The sequence below is a fragment of the Rhizobium sp. CFBP 8752 genome (genome assembly GCF_014842035.1).
GTDB classification, from domain to species: domain Bacteria; phylum Pseudomonadota; class Alphaproteobacteria; order Rhizobiales; family Rhizobiaceae; genus Neorhizobium; species Neorhizobium soli.
Genome location: NZ_JACYUZ010000001.1, coordinates 970,171 through 984,667, shown reverse-complemented (window position 1 = coordinate 984,667; position 14,497 = coordinate 970,171). Strand labels below are relative to the sequence as shown.

Below are 14,497 nucleotides of genomic sequence, written 5' to 3'. Positions count from 1 at the left end.
GGACTAGTCACCCGGCGCGGCCAAAACTGCTGTCTGCTATCTGGAAACGACGATCAGGTCGGCTTGTTCGCCGCCATCTCCCCGCCTTCCGCTTCACGCACCAAGTAATTCCGGTCGATCTCCGGCAGCGGCTCGCCATCGATCGCCGCCTCGAAGGCCTTGAGGCGCTTGTGGATCGATAGAAGCTCGATGATCGTCGTCCAGGAGTTAACGAGATACTGGAACGAGTTCGACACCTGCCCGAAGGCCGTGGCGATCTGCTGGTAGATACCATAGGTAATCTTGCCGGCGACGATGGTTGGAACCAGCATGAACAGCAGGAAAAGCCCGTCCGCCTGGATGTAGAAATAGCGGGCGACGTTGAAATAGAGGTAATGCCAGTACATGCGGAAATAGTTCTTCCGCACATTCCCGTAGAGTTCTCTGACCGTCGCAGGCTGGGCGCGATCGGCATGGTCCTCGCCGTAAACAAGTTCCTTGCGGTAGGCGGCTTCAACGCGCTGGTTGCGGAAATTCAACCCCGGAAGCTTGACGCCGACAGTTGCCAGAAGAACGGTACCAAAGGTTGCCCAGAAGATCGCCAACCAGAACAGCGCATGCGGTATCTGCCCGATAATCGGCAGTTCCGTCACGTAGCTCGACAGTCCGAACAGGATCGGCAGGAAGACGATCAGGGTCATCACGGAATTGATCAGCGTGATGCCAAGGCCTTCCAGCGTCGCGGAGAACCGCATCGTATCTTCCTGGACACGCTGCGATGCGCCTTCGATATGGCGCAACTGCTCCCATTTCGACATGTAGAAGTCGTTCATCGCCGTGCGCCAGCGAAAGATGTAGTGGCTGGTGAAGAAATCCGTGAGGATCGATACGGCCATACTGAGGAAAGCCACCTGCGCGAAGATCAGCATCAGACTGTAGAAGTCCCATGCCGTCGTCCCCGGCTTGCCCTGCAGGGCGTTCATCAGCGTATCACCGAAAGGACGGCGCCAGTTGTTGATGACGACGGTCACCTGCACGCCGAAATAGGTGACGGCGACGATCAACAGGGATCCCCACACCGACCAGCCGATCCACGGATTGTAGCGATCGATGAAACTCCATGCGGCGCCGAACAACAGCATGCAGATTGCAAAATAGGCATAGAAAAAGACATTGGACGGCATCAGGAAGAAGGTGAGGTCGTAGGGTTCCACCGCCCCCTCCGGCGCGCCGAAGCCAAGACTGTCGCCGATACCGGCAAAAACAAAATACCAGGCGAGGACAGCGACAAACGCAAAAGCGATCGCCGAAAGGAAAAACAGTTTTGGTCGGGGAAAGAAGGAGTGGAACACGGAGCGCGCGCTTTCCTGAGTTCGATTCTAGGATGATGTCGGGGTGGACGATGTGGCCGGAAACTAAGGCAGTTCCAAGGGAGCGGCAATGGTTCCCCACCATTGTTACATAAATGTAAGCATCAGCCCTCAGGCGTCCCGTCGAGGCACATGCCGGATCAGCGGCAATGCCAGCCCGACGCACACGACAAGCGCGCCGGCTGCAATCAGCGACGGCAGGGTGAAGCTACCACTTCGCTCGGCTATAAACCCTGCCACCAGCGGCCCGACGATCTGGCCGGTGCCGAAGGCGGCGGTCATGAAGGCAAAGGCGCGGCGCGGGCTTTGCGGCGCAAGCTGGCGACCGAGCTGCAGCCCGTAGGCGGTAACGACCATGAACGTCGCCCCGAGCAGCAACCCGCCGAACAGCGCACCTGGAACCGCAGGCAGCATCACCGACCCCAGCACGCCGAGCCACAGCAGCGCGATGGCAGCGCAATAGGCCGCCCCGAGCCCGAGCCGCCTGACGAAGGGCTGCCAGGCAAACAGCGAAACCGCCGCCGCACATCCCGTGACGAACCAGGCCAGAAACTCGACCACCGACCCGGCATTGCCCATCCGCGCAATCGCGACAAGAAAGGTGGCGGTAATCACATAACCGAAGCCGAACAGGCCATAGGACATCGTTATCAGCACGAGCGGACGGTTCCAGACGAGCCTGGGCTCGACGGGTACCCGCGTCTCCCCGGCAGGCCGCGGCAATCCCCGCGACACGAGAAGGAAGACAAGGAGCGCGATCGCCGCACCCGCAAACCAGTTGATCCGCCACCCGTGCGCCGCATCACCCGCCACCGTGTTGACGATGAAGGCAAGCGCCGAAGACAGCGCGATGCCGGCGCCCACGCCACCGTAATGCAGCATGCCGACAGTCGGACGGCCCGCCGCATGCGGCAGCACCACGGCCGAGGTGAAGATCATCGAAAACGCACTCGCAAGCCCGGCGAGAAAACGGATCACCACAAACACCGTGACCGATGTCGAAAGACCCATGGCCGCCAGAAGAACCGCTGTCGCCAGCAATCCTCCGAGCGCCACCTGCCGCTCGCGACCTGACGCCCAGCCATAGGCCGAAAGCACGGCACCGGCCAGATAACCCGCAAAGTTACCGGCTGCAATCGTGCCCGCATCGGCAGCCGAGATCGGAATGCCCGCAATCATCCCCGGCAGCACCGGTGTATAGAAGAACCGCCCGAACCCCATCGCCGCCGCCATCGCAACGCCGCCGGACACGCCGATCATAAGGGGGGTTCGAACCTGAGGCGTAGAGATCTGCAACATGCCGCCTTATCCCAGCGGCGGTTGCGCTGCACAATGCAGAAATTGTCATCGCTGCGATGACGAGCGCTGATGGGTGGTCGGGCAGCCGCAAATTCGGGTCACCTGCAATCCCATTCCCGACACCACAAATCACGACTTCTGTCGCTTTGCTGACACGAATGACGGGCATTATATGAAGGTCGACAGGGGCTCCGGTGATTCGGATGTCCTGGCCGGCGTTCATTTTAGGAAATCTACGCATCGTACCCTTCGAATGCCGTTTCAGGTGTTCGGATCGATTTTGTAGGGATGATGGAGTTTATATTGATGAACCAGGATCTTACCCGTTCGGACGTGATGTCCGACCCTTTGATCTCGCAGCTGCGCGAGGCCGACCAGATCGGCAACGCGGCTTTTGCCCAGTTGCTCGAAAGCGCTGCCCGTCGCCAGACCAGCCTGATGATGGACAAGCTCAATCAGGAGCGCGCCGACGCTTTCTATCGCAGGCTGGATATCGTCTGCAGCAAACACAAGAAAAGCTGATCGGATCGACACGGCCGACTCTTCGGCCGGTCTGCTGACAGAGCTAGGATAGCCTAGTCTGCCAGCGTCAGGATCAGCGGCCCGTTGCGCGTCACCACGATCGTGTGCTCGAACTGCACGGTCGGCGCCTTGGGTTCGCTGTAGAGCGTCCACGGATCGCTCTTGTCGTCGGCGTCCTCGGCCCATTCGCCGCCGAGCGACAGGAACGGCTCGATGGTAAACACCAGCCCCTCCTCCATGATACGGCTTTCCTGCGGATCCGGCCATGTCGGCACTTCACCCGGCTCCTCGTGCAGCGAGCGGCCGATGCCGTGGCTCGAAAGATTGGTGATCAGCGTATAGCGGTTCTTCTTGGCAAACGCCCCGATCGCGTTGCCGATGCCGGCAATCGGCTTTCCCGTCTTCACCTGCTGCAACCCGGTCCACAGCGCCCGCTTGCCGTCGCGGCACAGCTTTTCGACCTCGCGCTTGACCGGCGGCACGCAGAATGACGCGCCTGTATCGCCGTAAAATCCGTCCTTGAGCGCCGAAACGTCGATATTGACGAGATCGCCCGCCGCAATCGCCCGGTCGCCGGGAATTCCGTGCGCCACTTCCTCGTTGACGGAAATGCAGGTCGCGCCGGGAAACTGGTAGTCATGCTCCGGGGCCGACTGCGCGCCGTTGTCTTCCAGAAGCTTGCGGCCGATCGCATCCAGTTCGCGGGTGGTGATCCCGGGCTCGAGCGCCTTGCCCATCAGATCCACCGCACGGGCGCAGAGCCTGCCGATCTCCTTGAGCTTTGCAAGCTCGTCTTCGTTCGAAATGATCATCCGTCCCGCACGTCCACTCTCTGTAAGGTCGCCGGTTTCGCGCCAACGACCCGGCCCGTCAAATGCTTTTTGGGCTCCCGATCTCTTTTCTGACGATCGGCGCCACTTTCGTGCCGTAGAGTTCAATGCCGCGCATGATCTGATCATGCGGCATCAGGCCGATCGCCATCTGCAGCATGAAACGGCTCATGCCGAACACCGTGTGGGCAGCGATGATCTTTTCCGCCACCAGCTCCGGCTCGCCGACAAAGAGATTGCCGATCGGACCACGGGCCTGGTCGAAATGCGCCCGGTTGGTCGGTCCCCAGCCGCGCTCGCGACCGATCCGGTCCATCACCGAAGCCTGCGGCCCGTAGAACTGCTGGGCAGCGATATCGGTCGTATCGGCGATGAACCCATGGACAGCGATGCTGGTTGGCAGCGCGGCGGCATCATGCCCGGCCCGCGTCGCCGCCTCGCGGTAAAGCTTGAAGAACGGCGCAAAGCGCGGATATTCCCCGCCGATGATGGCGACCGCAAGCGGCAGGCCCATGGCGCCGGCCCGCGCCACCGATTGCGGCGTGCCGCCAACCGCGATCCACACCGGCATCTGGTTCTGCAGCGGCCGCGGATAGACGCCTCGGGCATTGATCGGCGCCCGCTTTTCGCCCTGCCAGGTCACGATCTCATTGTCGCGTAGCGCGAGCAGCAGATCGAGCTTTTCCGAAAACAGGTCGTCGTAGTCGCCAAGGTCATAGCCGAACAGCGGGAAGGATTCGATGAACGAGCCGCGCCCGGCCATGATCTCGGCCCGGCCGCCGGAGATCAGGTCGACGGTCGCAAACTCCTGAAACACCCGCACCGGATCTTCCGAAGACAGAACCGTGACCGCACTCGTGAGCCGGATGTTTTTGGTGCGCACGGCCGCCGCCGCAAGCACCGTCGCCGGCGACGATATCACATAGTCGGCCCGGTGATGCTCTCCGAGCCCGAACACGTCGAGCCCTACCTGGTCGGCAAGCTCGATCTCTTCGAGAAGGTTCGCCAGCCGGCATGCCGCCTCCCTGCCCTTGTTAGGCGTGGTCGGGTCGAGATCACCGAAAGTGTAAAGGCCGAGTTCCATCGTCAGGAGATATCCGATTGCTGATGCCAGTCACATAGTCACCGGACAGACATCCCGCAAACCGGATTTTTTCGAACGGTTCGTTCGATTGAGTGGATAGGCAAAAAGGAATCCGTTTTCAGACAGTTGAAGGCAAACCCGGATTCACGTCGTCAGCCGCACCGTTGGCGGATTAAGGACACGAGCAATAGGGCCCAACAGCTTGAAAGGACTCGGTGAAACCTACATCGTCTTGGCAATCTCGGCCATCTGGTCCGCAACCACGCCCCAGCCTTGCTCGAACCCCATGTCCCGGTGGGCGATCATGTCTTCCTCGGCCCAGTGGACGGCCGTTGCCGTGTAGCGCGAGCGTCCGCCGCCGATATCCTCGAACGCGATGATGCCGGTCATGAACGGCTTGGCCGAGGGCACCCATCCGGCCGTATAGGCGTCGGTAAACACGAGCTTCCTGTTCGGCACGACTTCCAGATAGACTCCGGCATTCGGCACCGTTTCGCCTTCTGGCCCCTGCATCAGAACAAAACTCTCGCCGCCGGGGCGAAGGTCGGCGCGCGCCTGCGTCACTTTCCAGGGCAGCGGGCAGAACCACTCGCCGAACCGTTCCGGCGTCGTCCAGACCTTGTAGAGCTTCTCGGCCGGCACATCGAACTCGCGGACGATCTGCAGTGCGTAAGCGGCGTGTGTCATCCGTCTCTCTCCCGTGCGTGTTCAACGTGCTGAGGACATGAGCCTACAACGAATGCGTCGCAAGGGAAGCGCGAATCCGAGGTTTTCGGATCTATCGCAGATAGTGGATATGCGGCCGTCCGTGATGCGACGAGGTTTCCACCCGCGCATCGACCGAAAACACATCGCGCAGCAGCTCCTGCGTGATGATCTCCTCCGGTGTCCCTGATGCAACTATCCTGCCCTGCTGCAGGATGATCAGGCTGTCGCAGAACATCGCGGCGTGGTTGAGATCGTGCAGCGCGATCACGCTTGTGACCGGCAGGCTGGCGACCAGCCGCATCAGGCTGATCTGATGCTGGACGTCGAGGTGGTTGGTCGGCTCGTCGAGGATCAGTTCTTTCGGCGATTGCGCGAGCGCCCTGGCGATATGGACGCGCTGTCTCTCGCCGCCCGACAGGCTCTGCCAGCGGTCGTTTCGCTTTTCCACCATGCCGGATCGTTCCAGCGCTTCACTCACAGCCTCGTCGTCGGCCAGCGACCAGCCCGAAAACATCGACCGGTGCGGAAACCGCCCGAGCTTGACCACGTCGATGACGCGCAGACTGGAATTGGTCGTCGCATGCTGCTCCACGAACGCCACCCTCTGCGCGATCGCGCGGCGCCCGATCGTGCCGATATCCCGGCCATCGAGCGTCACTTTGCCCGCATGTGGCGTCTTCAGTCCGGCGATCAGGCGCAAAAGCGAGGTCTTGCCGGATCCGTTCGGCCCGAGCAGCCCGACCATCTTGCCCGGTTCGGCCGCGAAGGACACGCCGTCGAGAATGGTCTTGCGGCCGATCTTCCAGCTGAGATTTTCCGCTTCGATGCTCATGACGACTTCTGGAACCGGTAGAGAATGACGGAGAAGAACGGCACGCCGACCAAAGCCGTGACGACGCCGATCGGCAGAACCTGCTGCGGGATCAGCGCCCGCGAGGCGATATCGGCCAGCACCATGAAGATTGCACCGACGATGGCGCAGGCCGGCAGCAGCCGGATATGCAAAGGCCCGACGATGAACCGCGCCGCATGCGGCACGACGAGACCGACAAAGCCGATCGTTCCGACCATCGAGACGATCGTCGCCGTCATGATCGCCGTCAGCGCAAACAGCACGATGCGGGCCCGACCGACATTGACGCCGAGCGAGGCGGCCGCCTCGTCTCCGAAGGCAAACGCGTCGAGCACCCGCGCATAGAACAGGCAGACTATCAGGCACACGCCGACGATGACCGAGACGAGCATGAATTCCGGCCAGCGCACGCCGCCGAAACTGCCGAGCAGCCAGAACATCACGTCACGCGCCTGCTGCGCATTGCCGGATGTGGTAACGATATAGGAGGTTGCCGCGTTGAACAGCTGCGATGCCGCTACGCCCGCAAGAATGGTGCGATCCGCCCCGCCACGCGCGCCGTTCGACAGCAACGCTACGAAAAAGAACGCCGCAAAGGCGCCGGCAAAGGCACCGGCCGAAAGCGACACCGTGCCAGCGCCAAGCCCGAGAATGACGATTGCCACCGCCCCGGTGGAGGCGCCGGCGGAAATGCCGAGCACATAGGGCTCGGCCAGCGGATTGCGCAGCAGCGACTGCATGATGGCGCCAGACAGCGCAAGACCCGCACCGCAGAAGGATGCGACCAGCGCCCGGCTGAGGCGGTAGTCCCAGATGACCGTCTCGTGGATGCGGTTGAGCTCGATCGCGGTCCAGCCCAGCCGGTTGGTGATTGCGGCATAGGTCGTCGAAAGCGGGATCGGCAGGTCGCCGATACCGACGCTCACTCCGACCACGAGACCGATGGCGGCGAGCGACGCCAGCAGCAGTCCGAACAGGACGGCAAGCTGCCGCCCGTTCTGCCGGCCCGTACGCCGGCTTTGCTGCGGGATCGGTCGCTGCGTTTCGCTCACTTCAGGAGACCAAGCGCCTTGAGCTGCGAGGCCACCTGTTCGGCGCCGTAGATCGTGCGGATCGTCGGGTTCATCGCCTGACCGTCCATCACCACCATCGCCTTGTTCTTCACCGCCGTGATCTGGCTGACGGCCGGATCGGTGGTCAGGAACTTGATCTTGGCGTCCGGCTTGTCCAGCTCCCAACGGTTGCGGTCGAGATTGGCGACCACGATCACATCGGGATTGGCAGCGATGATGCTTTCCCATCCAAGCGTTGGCCATTCGGCTTCCGCCGTCACGGCATTCTTGCCGCCCAAGAGATCGGCGATAAAGCCGGAGGCCGCGTTCTTGCCGCCCAGATAGGCATCGGCGGTCGGCGACTGGCTGGAGAACCAGAACAGGTAGGAGAGTGTCTTGCCGTCCTTGGCAACGCTCGAACGAAGGGCTGCCTCACGCGCCTTGAAATCGGCGATGACCGCTTCGCCACGCTCGGAAACGTCGAAGATCTGCGAAAGCTCGGCGATCTCCTTATAGAGCAGGTCCATATTCCAAAGCTGGTCGCGGCTGCCGTATTCGTTCTTCACCTTTTCGGTGGAAAGGCAGGTGCTGGGCGAGATATAGGTGGGGACGCCGACTTTCTCGAAATCCTCGCGCTTGGCAACCTTGCTGGTCGGGCCGATCAGGCTCGGCAGCGCGGCGGCGGCAAAATCCGGGTTCTGCGCCAGAATGCTCTCGAATGTCGGGAATTCGACAGTCAGCAGCTTCACCTTGGCATTGGCTTCTTCCAGTTGCGGCAGGACCTTGCTCGGCCAGAAAGCGGTTCCGACCATCCTGTCCTCGAGCCCGAGCATCAGCAGGATTTCCGCGCTGTTCTGGCCAAGTCCGACGGCCCGTTCCGGAGCCTTCTGGAACGTGACGGAAGCGCCACAATTGTCGATCGTCAGCGGGTACTGGGTTGCCGCCTCGGCAAGATCGGCAGTCGCGAGACCAAGAGCGGCGCAGAGGCCGGAGACGGCCAGGAGAGACTTAATCGCTGTCACGAGAGTGGTTCCCTGTTGAAGGACGATGGGCGCACGCGCCCTATATCCACGCCGCCGGATCAAAACAAGATGAATTCAATCATCTTTTGAAGAACAGCCGCCGCGTCACGCTGTCCTACCGACAAAATGCCGCAACGGGGGCTTGTCGGTCTATGATAAATCCCTTAGAGACCGCCGCGGGAGGAGCGAAACACCAACAATTCCGAGGTGGCGATGCCTTCCAAGAACAATAAAATTTCGTCCTCCACAAGCGGCATGGCGGTCAGCCGTCGCCAGCTTCTCGGCTCCGCTGCGGGCGGCGCTGCTGCACTTGGCGCAACGACGCTTCCGAGCTGGGCGCAAACCACCTCTCCCGAAAAGACGGTCGACGTTCTCCTCGTCGGCGGCGGCATCATGAGCGCCACGCTCGGCGTTCTCATCTCGCAGCTCGAGCCGACCTGGACGATCGAAATGATCGAGCGCCTCGACAAGGTCGCGATGGAAAGCTCCAACGGCTGGAACAACGCCGGCACCGGCCACTCGGCGCTCGCCGAACTCAATTATTCGCCGATGGACAGCAACGGCAATGTCCAGATCAACCGCGCAATCGAAATCAACGAAGCGTTCCAGGTCACCCGTCAGTTCCTCGCCCACCAGGTGGATGTCGGCGTTCTGAAGGATCCGCGCTCGTTCATCAACTCGACGCCGCACATGAGCTTTGTCTGGGGCGAAGACAACACCGCGTTCCTGGCCAAGCGCTTCGAAGCGCTGAAGGCGAGCCCGCTCTTCTCCGGCATGGAATTCTCCAACGATCACGCCAAGATCGCCGAATGGGTTCCGCTGATGATGGAAGGCCGTGACGCGAACCAGAAGCTCGCCGTCACCTGGAGCCCGCTCGGCACCGACGTCGAGTGGGGCGAAATCACCCGCCAGTACGTGGCGCACCTGAAGGCCCAGCAGACGTTCACGCTGCGCACCTCGTCGGAAGTCGACGACATGCAGAAGAACGACGACGGCACCTGGACGGTCAGCTATTCCAACCGTGACACCGGCGCATCCGAAACGGTCCGGGCGAAATTCGTGTTTATCGGTGCCGGAGGCGGCGCATTGCCGCTTCTGCAGATGTCCGGCATTCCGGAAGGCGACGAATATGCCGGCTTCCCGGTCGGTGGCTCGTTCCTCGTCTGCGACAAGCCTGAGATCGTCGAACGTCACCTCGCCAAGGCCTATGGCCAGGCCGAGACCGGCGCTCCGCCGATGTCGGTGCCGCATCTCGACACGCGCGTGCTCGAAGGCAAGCGCCACATCCTGTTCGGACCCTTCGCCACCTTCTCGACGAAGTACCTCAAGGAAGGCTCGCTGTTCGATCTGCCGGCTTCGGTCACGCTCGACAACATCTGGCCGATGGTCAAGGTCGGCACCGACGAGTTCGCGCTCGTCCAGTATCTCGCCGGCCAGCTCATCATGTCCGACGAAGACCGCTTCGAAGCGCTCAAGGTCTACTTCCCCAATGCCAAGGCCGAGGACTGGCGCCTGTGGCAGGCCGGCCAGCGCGTGCAGATCATCAAGCGCGATACCGTCAAGGGCGGCGTGCTGAAGCTCGGCACCGAGATCGTCGCGGCCAAGGACGGCTCGATCGCAGCCCTTCTCGGCGCTTCGCCGGGCGCCTCGACCGCAGCCCCGATCATGCTCGATGTTCTGAAGAAGGTGTTCGCCGAAAAGCTGAAGACACCGGAATGGCAGGAACGCGTCCACACGATCGTTCCGAGCTACGGCCAGAAGCTGAACGACAACCCGGACATGCTGGCCAAGGCATGGGCCGCCACGGAAGCCCGCCTGCAGCTGGCCATCGCCTCCCCGGCGGTCAACGCAGCAGCCGCCAGCGCAACGGTAACGCCCGCTGGCGACGTCAAGAAAGTCCCGGACATCGCTTTGTAATCGCGAGGGTCTGGACGGAATGAATGGAGCCGGGTGTCCGCAAGGACGCCCGGCTTTTTTGTGGTGCAATTCGGGCTGACAGCCACGGAAACGTTTCCTCTTTTCCACGGGCAGTCACCGAACTAGGGTGTTCTGGATAGTTCAACCCGAGGATCCCCCATGGCCGATCTTTCCGCTTATCCGATCACCACCCGCTGGCCCGCCCAAAACCCTCAAATCCTTCAGCTCTATTCGACGCCCACGCCGAATGGCGTGAAGGTTTCGATCATGCTGGAGGAGACGGGCCTGGCTTACGAGCCGCATTTCATCAATATCGGGGCGAACGAGACCTGGGAGCCGGAGTACCTGTCGCTCAACCCGAACGGCAAGATCCCGGCAATCCTCGATCCGAATGGTCCCGGCGGCAAGCCTCTGGCGCTGTTCGAATCGGGTGCGATCCTGATCTATCTTGCCGAAAAGACGGGACAGTTTCTGCCCGCCGACCCGGCCGGCCGTTACGAGGCGATCCAATGGGTGATGTTCCAGATGGGCGGGCTCGGTCCGATGTTCGGCCAGCTCGGATTCTTCCACAAATTCGCCGGCAAGGATTTCGAGGACAAGCGCCCGCGCGACCGCTACGCCAAGGAGAGCGCACGGCTGATCCGAGTGCTGGAAACAAGGCTCGCCGGTCGCGACTGGGTGATGGGCGATGAATACACGATCGCCGACATTTCCATGCTCGGATGGGTTCGCAACCTGATCGGCTTTTACGGTGCCGGCGACCTCGTTGGATATGAAGAGCTTGTCCATGTGCCGGAATGGCTGGAACGCGGCCTAGCCCGTCCCGCCGTGCAGCGCGGACTGGACATCCCGAAACGCCCCGCCTGACATTGTCAGCATGATGCGCTATCTCCTCGGGATCACCTGAGGAGATTACCATGCCGATCCCGAAACTGCCGATCGTTGGGTCCTGCCGCTGCGGCGAAATCCGCTTCCAGATCAGTGCAGCGCCGCTGGTCACGATGGCCTGCCACTGCAAGGGGTGCCAGAAGATGAGCGCCAGCGCCTTCTCCTGCTCGGCCGCCATTCCTGCCGATGGTTTCGAGTTCACAGCGGGAGAGCCTGTCATCGGCGGCATGCATGGCGACGATGTCCATCACTACCACTGCTCGCGCTGCAAGAGCTGGCTCTACACGAAGGCGACAGGGATGGACGGGTTCGTCAACATCCGGCCGACCATGCTCGACGATGCCAGCTGGTTTGCGCCCTTCATCGAAACCTTCACTTCCACGAAATTCCCCTGGGCAAACACGGGTGCCACCCACAGCTTCGCGGAATTTCCGCCGATGGACGCTTACGAAGGGCTCGTCAGAGACTACAGGGCGCAGGCCGGGAGCGCCGACCGATAACCCCATCGTGAGTGCATCGTGTTCCCGTTGGTGACGTTGATTAACGCCCTGCTAACCACGACCGACTTGAATGCCGCAGCCGGCCTTAGCTGGCTGCAGCAACGATGGCGGGTTGATGAAAACAAACGGAAAAATCGGAACGCGCGCCAGAAGAGCCTTGCCCGCTCTCCTGGTCCTGATCGCCATCCTGGCACCGGTCGAAACGGGGGGCAGCGTGCCGCAGGCGCAAGCCGCGTTCAACGACGGCTGGAAGAAAGGCCGCTCGACCGGGTTTCCGATCCCCCGCTTTGTGTCGCTGAAATCACGAACGGCGCATATGCGGGTCGGGCCCTCGCTGGATCACCCGACATCCTTTGTCTATTCCGCCCGCGGCCTGCCGCTTGAGATCATCGAGGAATACGGAAACTGGCGGCGCGTGCGTGACCAGCAGGGCGCGAGCGGCTGGATGTTTGCAGCGCTTCTCTCCGGAAACCGCACCGCCGTGGTCGGCCCCTGGATCAAGGAGACGGTGCCGTTGCGCATCGCGCCCGCATCCGACGGGCGGCCGGTGGCGCAACTGCAAGCGGAGGTGAAACTCGATATCGTCAGGTGCGACGGCCGCTGGTGCCGCGCGCAATTGCAGAACCGGCGGCTTGCCGGCTTCGTCAGACAGGCGGACCTGTGGGGCGTCTATCCCGGCGAAACGATCGAGTAAGGCCTCAGCGCACCACGAAACAGGTCATCGACTTCGCCTGCAGCGAGGCGCAGGCGCTGGCGGCAACCTCACGGCTGGCAAATCCGACAAACCGTGCGCGAAAATACTCGCGGGCGCCGTCCTTGTAACCCTCGACGCTTGGTGCCGCAGGGCCGAACCCGCCTGCAAGAACCGGCAGCGCCCGCTCCAGCATCGCGGTGGCTGCCCTGCGGCTGCCGGCGGCGGCAACCTGGATGCTCCAGCCTGCGGCGTTCGACGCGGCATCCACCTGCGACGCAGCGCTCGACGCATCGGCGACCCGCGCGGAAGGCAAGGGAACCGGCGGTTCGATACCGGTGCGCGACTGGGTTCTGCCGCCGGCACTGGCAGCGACAGTCCTCTGGCTCGACGATGCCATGCCGGGAGAAATCTGACGGCGCGGCTGTTCGGCGTAGGAGAGGACCTGGCCCGCCGCCGGAGCTCCCGCCTGGCCCCCAGGCTGGACGCCGGGACGCTTTTGCGGCTCCGCCGTCGCCACAAGCGCACCGCCTGCCGGCCGCATCGGGTTGGTATACTGATCGAGCAGCGCCGCCATCTGGTCGTCGCGCTTGCGGGCGGACTTGCCGCCCATCACCACGCCAATATAGCGCTTGCCGTTGACGACAACGGCGCTTGCGAGATTGTAGCCGGACGCGTTCACGAAACCGGTCTTGATCCCGTCCATGCCGGGATAGCGGTACATGAGATTGTTGTGGCCGCGGATGGTCCGGCCGCGGAACACGAACGACCGCATCGAAAACAGCTGGTACTCGCTCGGATAGTCGCGGATCAGCGACAAAGCCAGGATCGCCATGTCGCGGGCGGTGGTGATCTGGGCCGGATCCGGCAGGCCCGACGCATTGCGGAACACCGTCTTCGACATGCCGAGCGCCCGGGCTTTTGCCGTCATCATCGTCGCGAACCGTTCTTCCGAACCGCCAAGACGATCGCCGAGCGCCGCCGCCGAGTCGTTGGCGGATCGGATGCCGGTGGCAAGCACCGCCTCGCGCACGGACAGCGTCTCGCCGGGCTTCAGCCCCAGCTTGAACGGGATCTTCGACGCCGCGTTCGGCGTCATGACGATCTGCTCGTCCCAGGTCATCCGGCCGCTCTTGATCGCCTCGAAGGTGAGATAAAGCGTCATCATCTTGGTGAGCGACGCCGGGTGGTTGAGCACGTCGCCATTTTCGGACGCAAGAATCTTGCCCGCGCTCACATCATAGATGAAATGCGCGTAACCTGCCTGCGCCTCGGTCCGGCCGGCAGCGACCGCCAAGCATGACACCAGAAAAAACGACAGAACACGCAGCAGCCGAACCATTCTACACCTTCTCGAATTTGCGGTGCGACCATAGGCGAGCGATACCGGCATGAAAATGGCGCTGCCGAATTTTACCCGGTATGATGTGTCTTTTTATGGGACACCGGTCGGACGGCGACCGCGGCCTGCGCTGATCCAATCGGAACGGATCGTCGTGCCAAGATGATAAATAAGCAACCTGTCCGTAAGATACGGCTCAAACTGCGGGCAGACGAAAGCGCGAGAAATAAATCCTGAGCGATTGTCGATGAATACATCGATCTGCTAAGAACAGTTACACAAACCGGAGGCGGTTGACGGGATTGGGGCAGCCATTGCAGACCTATAGAAAAAACAACGACGCCGACAGGCCGGCAAGCATAGTCTTGTTTGCCGCAACGCTTTTGAATACGGCCCTTGCTTTCTCCAACAGCCTACTGTTTCCGGTCAATTCGACTATC

14 protein-coding genes are annotated in these 14,497 nt (G+C 62.0%); 5 read left to right on the top strand and 9 right to left on the bottom strand.

The window, feature by feature from the left end; all coding sequences use genetic code 11:
• Positions 1-53 precede the first annotated feature (53 nt).
• Complete coding sequence (gene sbmA, locus IFT59_RS04735; protein WP_062455562.1) at positions 54-1,331, bottom strand: peptide antibiotic transporter SbmA; 1,278 nt, start codon at positions 1,329-1,331, stop codon at positions 54-56.
• Between the two features lie 129 nt (positions 1,332-1,460).
• On the bottom strand, positions 1,461-2,648 hold the full coding sequence (locus tag IFT59_RS04730) for a YbfB/YjiJ family MFS transporter (protein ID WP_249407490.1): 1,188 nt from the start codon (positions 2,646-2,648) through the stop codon (positions 1,461-1,463).
• A 306-nt stretch (positions 2,649-2,954) separates the two neighbouring features.
• Here IFT59_RS04730 and IFT59_RS04725 point away from each other — a divergent pair, with 306 nt between their 5' ends.
• Entirely contained in the window at positions 2,955-3,170 is a 216-nt protein-coding gene (locus IFT59_RS04725; protein ID WP_062455558.1) for a hypothetical protein, read from the top strand.
• 53 nt (positions 3,171-3,223) lie between these two features.
• Here IFT59_RS04725 and map read toward each other — a convergent pair whose 3' ends face one another.
• The 6 genes from map to IFT59_RS04695 form a co-directional block, all read right to left on the bottom strand.
• Positions 3,224-3,982 carry a type I methionyl aminopeptidase gene (gene map, locus IFT59_RS04720; RefSeq protein WP_192086220.1) on the bottom strand — a complete coding sequence of 253 codons (759 nt, stop codon included), beginning with the start codon at positions 3,980-3,982 and terminating at the stop codon, positions 3,224-3,226.
• Between the two features lie 58 nt (positions 3,983-4,040).
• Complete coding sequence (locus tag IFT59_RS04715) at positions 4,041-5,084, bottom strand: LLM class flavin-dependent oxidoreductase (RefSeq protein ID WP_192086219.1); 1,044 nt, start codon at positions 5,082-5,084, stop codon at positions 4,041-4,043.
• Between the two features lie 222 nt (positions 5,085-5,306).
• Positions 5,307-5,771, bottom strand: a complete 465-nt coding sequence (locus tag IFT59_RS04710) for an SRPBCC family protein (protein ID WP_062582828.1) — start codon at positions 5,769-5,771, stop codon at positions 5,307-5,309.
• A gap of 91 nt (positions 5,772-5,862) precedes the next feature.
• The gene (locus IFT59_RS04705; RefSeq protein WP_192086218.1) at positions 5,863-6,624 is read right to left on the bottom strand and encodes an ABC transporter ATP-binding protein; all 762 of its coding nucleotides are present in this window, start codon (positions 6,622-6,624) and stop codon (positions 5,863-5,865) included.
• Positions 6,621-7,622, bottom strand: coding sequence for a FecCD family ABC transporter permease (locus tag IFT59_RS04700; protein WP_113110873.1), 1,002 nt, complete (start codon positions 7,620-7,622; stop codon positions 6,621-6,623). The genes IFT59_RS04705 and IFT59_RS04700 overlap by 4 nt, the downstream gene beginning before the upstream one ends.
• A 71-nt stretch (positions 7,623-7,693) precedes the next feature.
• On the bottom strand, positions 7,694-8,719 hold the full coding sequence (locus IFT59_RS04695; protein WP_192086217.1) for an ABC transporter substrate-binding protein: 1,026 nt from the start codon (positions 8,717-8,719) through the stop codon (positions 7,694-7,696).
• A 255-nt stretch (positions 8,720-8,974) separates the two neighbouring features.
• Here IFT59_RS04695 and mqo point away from each other — a divergent pair, with 255 nt between their 5' ends.
• The 4 genes from mqo to IFT59_RS04675 all read left to right on the top strand — a co-directional run bounded on the left by mqo (position 8,975) and on the right by IFT59_RS04675 (position 12,718).
• Positions 8,975-10,636, top strand: coding sequence for a malate dehydrogenase (quinone) (gene mqo, locus IFT59_RS04690; protein WP_192087104.1), 1,662 nt, complete (start codon positions 8,975-8,977; stop codon positions 10,634-10,636).
• Positions 10,637-10,795: 159 nt separating this feature from the next.
• A complete protein-coding gene (locus tag IFT59_RS04685) occupies positions 10,796-11,503 on the top strand; it encodes a glutathione S-transferase N-terminal domain-containing protein (RefSeq protein WP_192086216.1) in 708 nt (235 codons plus the stop codon).
• 50 nt (positions 11,504-11,553) lie between these two features.
• Entirely contained in the window at positions 11,554-12,024 is a 471-nt protein-coding gene (locus tag IFT59_RS04680; RefSeq protein WP_192086215.1) for a GFA family protein, read from the top strand.
• Positions 12,025-12,181: 157 nt separating this feature from the next.
• The gene (locus IFT59_RS04675) at positions 12,182-12,718 is read left to right on the top strand and encodes an SH3 domain-containing protein (RefSeq protein WP_192086214.1); all 537 of its coding nucleotides are present in this window, start codon (positions 12,182-12,184) and stop codon (positions 12,716-12,718) included.
• Between the two features lie 4 nt (positions 12,719-12,722).
• Here the strand turns inward: IFT59_RS04675 and IFT59_RS04670 are convergent, their stop codons facing one another.
• Positions 12,723-14,057, bottom strand: coding sequence for a D-alanyl-D-alanine carboxypeptidase (locus IFT59_RS04670; RefSeq protein ID WP_062455530.1), 1,335 nt, complete (start codon positions 14,055-14,057; stop codon positions 12,723-12,725).
• Positions 14,058-14,497: the final 440 nt, after the last annotated feature.

Bases quoted from the DNA above. Each gene is read 5' to 3' on its own strand.
- IFT59_RS04710 (WP_062582828.1), bottom strand. From the start codon at position 5,771: ATGACACACGCCGCTTACGCACTGCAGATCGTCCGCGAGTTCGATGTG.
- IFT59_RS04705 (WP_192086218.1), bottom strand. From the start codon at position 6,624: ATGAGCATCGAAGCGGAAAATCTCAGCTGGAAGATCGGCCGCAAGACC.
- IFT59_RS04725 (WP_062455558.1), top strand. From the start codon at position 2,955: ATGAACCAGGATCTTACCCGTTCGGACGTGATGTCCGACCCTTTGATC.
- IFT59_RS04670 (WP_062455530.1), bottom strand. From the start codon at position 14,057: ATGGTTCGGCTGCTGCGTGTTCTGTCGTTTTTTCTGGTGTCATGCTTG.
- IFT59_RS04680 (WP_192086215.1), top strand. From the start codon at position 11,554: ATGCCGATCCCGAAACTGCCGATCGTTGGGTCCTGCCGCTGCGGCGAA.
- IFT59_RS04685 (WP_192086216.1), top strand. From the start codon at position 10,796: ATGGCCGATCTTTCCGCTTATCCGATCACCACCCGCTGGCCCGCCCAA.
- IFT59_RS04730 (WP_249407490.1), bottom strand. From the start codon at position 2,648: ATGTTGCAGATCTCTACGCCTCAGGTTCGAACCCCCCTTATGATCGGC.
- map (WP_192086220.1), bottom strand. From the start codon at position 3,982: ATGATCATTTCGAACGAAGACGAGCTTGCAAAGCTCAAGGAGATCGGC.
- IFT59_RS04715 (WP_192086219.1), bottom strand. From the start codon at position 5,084: ATGGAACTCGGCCTTTACACTTTCGGTGATCTCGACCCGACCACGCCT.
- mqo (WP_192087104.1), top strand. From the start codon at position 8,975: ATGGCGGTCAGCCGTCGCCAGCTTCTCGGCTCCGCTGCGGGCGGCGCT.